This is a genomic window from Rhodoferax sp. (assembly GCF_023701345.1).
Taxonomy (GTDB): domain Bacteria; phylum Pseudomonadota; class Gammaproteobacteria; order Burkholderiales; family Burkholderiaceae_C; genus Rhodoferax.
The window spans coordinates 1-5,630 of the sequence record NZ_JAMPXE010000168.1 but is presented as its reverse complement, the minus strand read 5'-3'; the positions used below and the strand labels follow the sequence as shown (position 1 = coordinate 5,630).

Below are 5,630 nucleotides of genomic sequence, written 5' to 3'. Positions count from 1 at the left end.
GACCTTGAAGGATGCCGGTGTGCCGGTGAACATCAACCTGGCCCAGTACGCCGGTCCCGAGGCGCGTTACTGCCCGGCCGGGGTTTATGAGTTCGTCAAGAACGACGACAACACGGATCGCCTGCAGATCAACGCGGCCAACTGCGTGCATTGCAAGACCTGCGATATCAAGGACCCGACGCAGAATATTGTCTGGGTCACGCCCGAGGGCGGCGGTGGGCCCAATTACGCGGGGATGTGAGTCACCGCCCCAGGCTGTCGCTGGCAGGAGATGGGCTGGGGCTGACCAGCGCTGGTGGATCAAGGCCTTGATTTTTTTGGGCCAACCACCCAAACATCAGGTGGTTGGCCAATGCCAGGACCCAGCAAATCCAACCGGTCCATAAGGTGTGGCTGGGATAGTGCGCACCGCGCACGGTTTGTGTCAGACCAAAAATCAGACCCAGCAAAAGAACAACGAACAAAATCAACCGGCCACGCCGGCGCATTGTTGCGTTGCCCGAAAACAGCCACGGCAAGCAAAGGGCGATGAACGCGAAAGCCGAGGAGACGTGACCACCCGGAAAACAACGCCCGACGCCGCCATCGCTGATACCCCAACGCCAATGTGACACATACCAGGCCTTGCCGCCAAAATCCTGCAAATCCCATGGACAGCTGGTCATACTGAAGTGTTTCAGGGTGCTGACCGTCAGCAGGCACAGGGCAATGCCGACCGGGATCTCAATGCGCTGCCAACGGGACAGCTTGCGATACAAGCCGGCTGGCCACCAAATCATGGCCATCAGTGCCAGAAAGGCCGCGAAAGCCAGTTGCCTGCTGCGGGTATGCAGCAATTCCTCCAGCCACCAGTTGTTTCGCAAAGCAAAACCATGTTCATTGGCAAACCAGTGCATCACAGTCAGGTCGAGCCCGGAAAAATCCCAAATCAGCAGACCAATCAGACTGCCCATAGTGAACGATGCCAGGCGCAGGGAAAGTGCCAAATTAAGAGTAAATGGACGGGCGCGTCTGTTGTGCATGTGTGCTGAACAGGTCTTGGTTTTTCGGGGCAGCTTTGCTTGAACCTGGTGGCAGGATTATGGGCAAGTTCGAGTTAATGCTTGGTTAATGCAAGGCTTCAACAATCGCGGCTGTATTTTTACCGGCGCTCATTGATGACCCTCTCGCTTGCTTCTCACCGTCCGTTACACCCTGTTGCCATGCCGCTGATTCTGGCGCTTTGGCTGAGCACCATTGGCAATGCGCCGCTGTGGCTCGCGCTGCTGGACTTGCCCGAATCGCACAGCCCCAGGGCGTGGCTTGGCATCGCAGGTTTTGGCGTTGTGGTATTGGCCTCTACCGTTGCATTTCTAAGCCTGCTCGTCTGGCCACGGTGGCGCAAACCGGTCGGGCTTGTTTTGCTTCTGATAGCAGCCTTCAACAGCTATTTCATGTACACCTATGGCGTGGTCATCGACCCAAGCATGTTGACCAATGCGGTTCAGACCGATGCACGCGAGGTGCGCGATCTGTTGTCGTGGTCGATGCTGATGGTCGTCATGCTGGGCGTTCTGCTGCCTGGCTGGTGGTGGTGGAAACAACCGGTGCAGCAGATGCCTGCCAGAGCCCTCGTGGTCAAGCAAATCAGTCTGGCCGTGGTGGCCACATTGGTCATGCTGGTGATGGTGTGGCTGTCGTTTGAGAACCTGGCCTCAACCATGCGCAACCACAAGTCCTTGCGTTACATGGTCAACCCCTTCAATACGGTCTATGCCACAACGCGTCTGGTGGTGGGTCAGTCGGCGCATGCAAGTCAACTCGTTCAGCCCATTGGCGCGGATGCAGTCCTGCTGGGCAGTGCCAGTGACGTGGACACGTCGCCCTTGATCGTGCTGGTCGTGGGCGAGACGGCGCGGGCCGCCAACGTGGGTCTGGCAGGCTATGACCGAGACACCACGCCACGCCTCAAGCAACTGCAAGACCGTGGCGAACTGGTGTATTTTTCAAATGTTTCATCCTGCGGAACCAACACCCAGGTGTCGTTGCCCTGTATGTTCTCGGACCTGGGACGCGATGGCTATGGAAAAACCGAGGCGCGTTTCGAGAATTTGCTGGACGTCCTGCAACGCGCTGGCTTGGCTGTGTTATGGCTGGACAACCAGTCCGGCTGCAAAGGCGTCTGTGATCGGGTGCCTCATGCCGAAACCCGCGAACTCAAAGATCCGGCTCTGTGCCCCGACGGCGAATGCTTCGACGAAAAAATGCTTCGCGTGCTGCCTGAACGTCTGGGCCAACTGGACCCGGTTCGACGCGCGCGTGGCACGGTGGTCGTGATGCACCAGATGGGCAGCCACGGGCCGGCGTACTACAAGCGAACACCCACCGGATTCAAGGTGTTTACCCCTGAATGCCGCAGCAATGTGCTGCAAGAATGTTCCGGCCAGGAAATCATCAACGCCTACGACAACTCGGTGCGTTATGCGGACCACTTTTTGGGCCAGACCGTGGCCTGGCTCAAGTCCCAAAAACGCCCGACGGCGCTGGTGTATGTCTCTGACCACGGTGAGTCACTGGGGGAAAAAGGCTTGTACCTGCATGGCATGCCCTATGCCATGGCGCCCAAGGAGCAAACCCATGTGCCGATGGCCGTGTGGTTCTCCTCACCCATGCTGAATCATCTGGGTTGGGATAAATCATGTTGGCTTGACCAAACCAACCAGCCGGTGACACATGACAACCTGTTTAGCTCCATGCTGTCGCTGGCACATGTACAGACCCGCTTGTACAAGCCGCAACTGGACGTTTTTTCAGGCTGCCAATCAGGTCAGCGGCAGGTCCAGACCGTCACCGGACGGCCCGGCGCCCCAGAACACGCCGCAAACCCCTTGGGCACAACTGTTGACGCCGACCCCAAACCAAGCCACGGATAGCTGCAACGCCGAATGATCGGCAGGAAGTGGTATGGTTCGTCCAGCACGCCAGCAACTGGCCTGCTGACTTCAGGGTCTTGCAATGAATCATGAAATGGAATGGACGTCCTGGGCGCCAGATGTACTGCCCGGCTTCGAGCAGGCCACCCTGTCAGGGCTGCTTGCGCCAGATGGTTCGGCAGAGGTCGTGCTGGTTCGCAGGCGCAGCGCCAAACCGTCTGGCAAGGCTGTCCTGTATGTCCACGGCTACGTGGACTACTTCTTTCAAACCCATCTGGCAGATTTCTACAACAACGCAGGATTGCATTTTTATGCCGTTGATCTTCGTCGCCACGGACGATCCATGCGCCCCCATCAACTGCCGAACTACACCAGCGATATCGATGAGTATCTGCAGGATGTCGATGCCGCTGTCAATTTGCTGAAAAAGGAAGAGGGCGTGGACTGGCTGCTTCTCAACGGTCATTCCACCGGGGGTCTGGTAGCGGCCCTGTACGCGCACCGTGGGCAACAGCGCGCAGCTGTGCAGGCGGTGTTCCTGAATAGCCCGTTCCTGGACATGAACCTGCCCTGGTGGCAGGAATCGATTCTGGAACCCTTGGTCGCAGCGCTTGGAAACGTGTTTCCACGGTGGCAGATCCCGCATCATGTTGTTGTTTACGGTGAAAGTCTGCATGCGGACCACCATGGTGTCTGGCGCTACAACACCCGCTGGAAGCCCATTGAAGGATTTCCCGTTTATGCCGGCTGGTTTCGCGCCATTCACCGGGCACAAAAAGAAGTCGCACAGGGGCTGTCGATTGATTGCCCTGTGTTGGTGATGCACGCGCAACGCAGTGCGTGGCCAAAGCGCTGGAGCGAAGAAGCCATGCGCGCCGACATCGTTCTGGATATTGCAGACATTCAACGCCTGTCGCCCGGCCTGGGGCGTCGGGTTGAACTGCTGGCAGTGGCAAACGGCGTGCATGACCTGGTCCTGTCGGCACCGCAGACAAGGGAAAAGGTGTTCGACGGATTGTTGAATTGGCTGATCCGAATCGGTGCAATTTAATCCATTGCGCAGCACCGTGCTTCAGCTGTCGGTTAAGCTGCGCAACGCAACTTGACGGCATTGGTTTTTTCAGGGTTTTGGGGCCGGCCGTCAAGAAAAACAGCTTCGACATAAATCCTGATCCGTGTCCAGCCTGTAAAATTTATACCGTTCAGGAGAGAGCCTACCCATCGGGATGGCCGCCGAAGGCGCAGGATTGCTGATTGCAGCAGTTTGAACGCTCAGGCAAAAGGACTGACAACCGTCACAGAGTCGCCAGACTTTTTGACGACTCCCCACTGGAGAGAGATCAGCCTTGGCGCATGCGCCAGGGCCGATCCACCGAAGGAGCAAACCAAACCCGGCGCCCTACGCGACCGGTTTTGGCGAATCTCTCAGGTAAAGCGGACAGCGGGGGCAGCCCATGGCATTGGCGCAGCGTCAAGCCATGGAATTTGATTTGCCCCCTGCTCTATTGGAGTATTGATGTCCGCCTCACCTGATGATCTTCTGCAAGTCCCCCTCAACGACTTGCATCTTGCCCTGGGCGCCCGCATGGTGCCGTTTGCGGGTTATGCCATGCCGGTGCAATACCCCGAAGGCCTGATGGCCGAGCACAAACACACGCGCAGCGCGGCCGGTTTGTTCGATGTCTCGCACATGGGCCAGTTGCGCCTGGTCGGGCCAGACGCCGCTGCCGCTTTTGAGAGCCTGATCCCGGTCGACGTGATCGACCTGGGCGTGGGCAAACAGCGCTACGGCCTGTTGCTCAACGACGCTGGCGGCATCATCGACGACCTGATGTTCGTCAACCGCGGTACCGACATATTTGTCATCGTCAACGGTGCCTGCAAGGTGGGTGACATCGCCCACATCCAGGCCAAGATTGGCAACCGTTGCCAGGTGATCCCGATGCCTGAGCGCGCCCTGCTGGCGCTGCAAGGCCCGCAAGCCGCGACCGCCCTGTCGCGGCTGGCACCAGGTGTGGAAAAGCTGGTGTTCATGACCGGCGGCAACTTTAGCGTGCAGACCGGCGAGCGGGCCATTGACGTATACCTGACACGCAGCGGTTACACCGGCGAAGACGGTTTTGAGATTTCAGTGCACGCGTCCGATACACTGGCGCTGGCCCAGGCGCTGCTGGCGCAACCCGAAGTCAAGCCGATTGGCCTGGGTGCCCGCAACTCACTGCGGCTGGAAGCCGGCCTGCCGCTGTATGGCAACGACGTTGACACCACCACCACACCGGTGGAAGCCGGCCTGCAATGGGCGATCCAGAAGGTACGCCGTAGCGGCGGTGCCCGCGCCGGGGGTTTCCCGGGTGCGGACAAAATTCTGGCGCAGCTTGGCGGTGAACCGGGTTCGGTCACGCGCAAGCGGGTTGGCTTGAAAGCACTGGCGCGTGTGCCGGTGCGTGAACATGTTGAACTACAAAACCTGGCCGGTGAACGCATCGGAGAAGTCACCAGCGGCCTGCTTGGCCCCACCATAGACCAGCCGATTGCCATGGGCTATGTACCGCCGTCGCATGCTGCCCTAGGCAGCCAGGTCAACGCCATCGTGCGCGGCAAGCCGGTCCAAATGGAAGTGGTGGCCATGCCCTTTGTGCCGACCAACTATTTCCGCGGTTAAAGTCTTTTTTACTTCCACACTCCCATTTTTTAACTATTCAGAGCATCACCATGACT

At 58.5% G+C, this 5,630-nt stretch carries 5 protein-coding genes and 2 riboswitches; of the genes, 4 read left to right on the top strand and 1 reads right to left on the bottom strand.

Annotated elements, in window-relative coordinates; all coding sequences use genetic code 11:
- Positions 1 to 241: 4Fe-4S dicluster domain-containing protein (locus tag NDI87_RS16060; protein ID WP_296276501.1), on the top strand; the 241-nt coding region annotated here is incomplete at its 5' end.
- A 1-nt stretch (position 242) separates the two neighbouring features.
- On the opposite strand, the gene NDI87_RS16055 is transcribed toward NDI87_RS16060, so the two are convergent.
- Positions 243 to 953: a phosphatase PAP2 family protein gene (locus NDI87_RS16055; protein WP_296276499.1), complete on the bottom strand. Its 711-nt coding sequence runs from the start codon at positions 951 to 953 to the stop codon at positions 243 to 245.
- A gap of 204 nt (positions 954 to 1,157) precedes the next feature.
- Here NDI87_RS16055 and NDI87_RS16050 point away from each other — a divergent pair, with 204 nt between their 5' ends.
- From NDI87_RS16050 to gcvT, 3 genes are all read left to right on the top strand, one after another.
- Positions 1,158 to 2,912: a phosphoethanolamine--lipid A transferase gene (locus tag NDI87_RS16050; protein ID WP_296276497.1), complete on the top strand. Its 1,755-nt coding sequence runs from the start codon at positions 1,158 to 1,160 to the stop codon at positions 2,910 to 2,912.
- Positions 2,913 to 3,006: 94 nt separating this feature from the next.
- Entirely contained in the window at positions 3,007 to 3,963 is a 957-nt protein-coding gene (locus NDI87_RS16045; protein ID WP_296276495.1) for an alpha/beta hydrolase, read from the top strand.
- A gap of 142 nt (positions 3,964 to 4,105) precedes the next feature.
- Positions 4,106 to 4,210, top strand: a riboswitch (glycine riboswitch).
- A 21-nt stretch (positions 4,211 to 4,231) separates the two neighbouring features.
- A riboswitch (glycine riboswitch) is annotated at positions 4,232 to 4,364 on the top strand.
- 64 nt (positions 4,365 to 4,428) lie between these two features.
- Complete coding sequence (gene gcvT / locus NDI87_RS16040; RefSeq protein WP_296276492.1) at positions 4,429 to 5,574, top strand: glycine cleavage system aminomethyltransferase GcvT; 1,146 nt, start codon at positions 4,429 to 4,431, stop codon at positions 5,572 to 5,574.
- The last annotated feature ends 56 nt before the right edge of the window (positions 5,575 to 5,630 follow it).

Excerpts from the sequence above, each read along its gene's own strand:
- NDI87_RS16055 (WP_296276499.1), bottom strand. The coding sequence starts at position 953 with ATGGGCAGTCTGATTGGTCTGCTGATTTGGGATTTTTCCGGGCTCGAC.
- NDI87_RS16050 (WP_296276497.1), top strand. The coding sequence starts at position 1,158 with ATGACCCTCTCGCTTGCTTCTCACCGTCCGTTACACCCTGTTGCCATG.
- NDI87_RS16045 (WP_296276495.1), top strand. The coding sequence starts at position 3,007 with ATGGAATGGACGTCCTGGGCGCCAGATGTACTGCCCGGCTTCGAGCAG.
- gcvT (WP_296276492.1), top strand. The coding sequence starts at position 4,429 with ATGTCCGCCTCACCTGATGATCTTCTGCAAGTCCCCCTCAACGACTTG.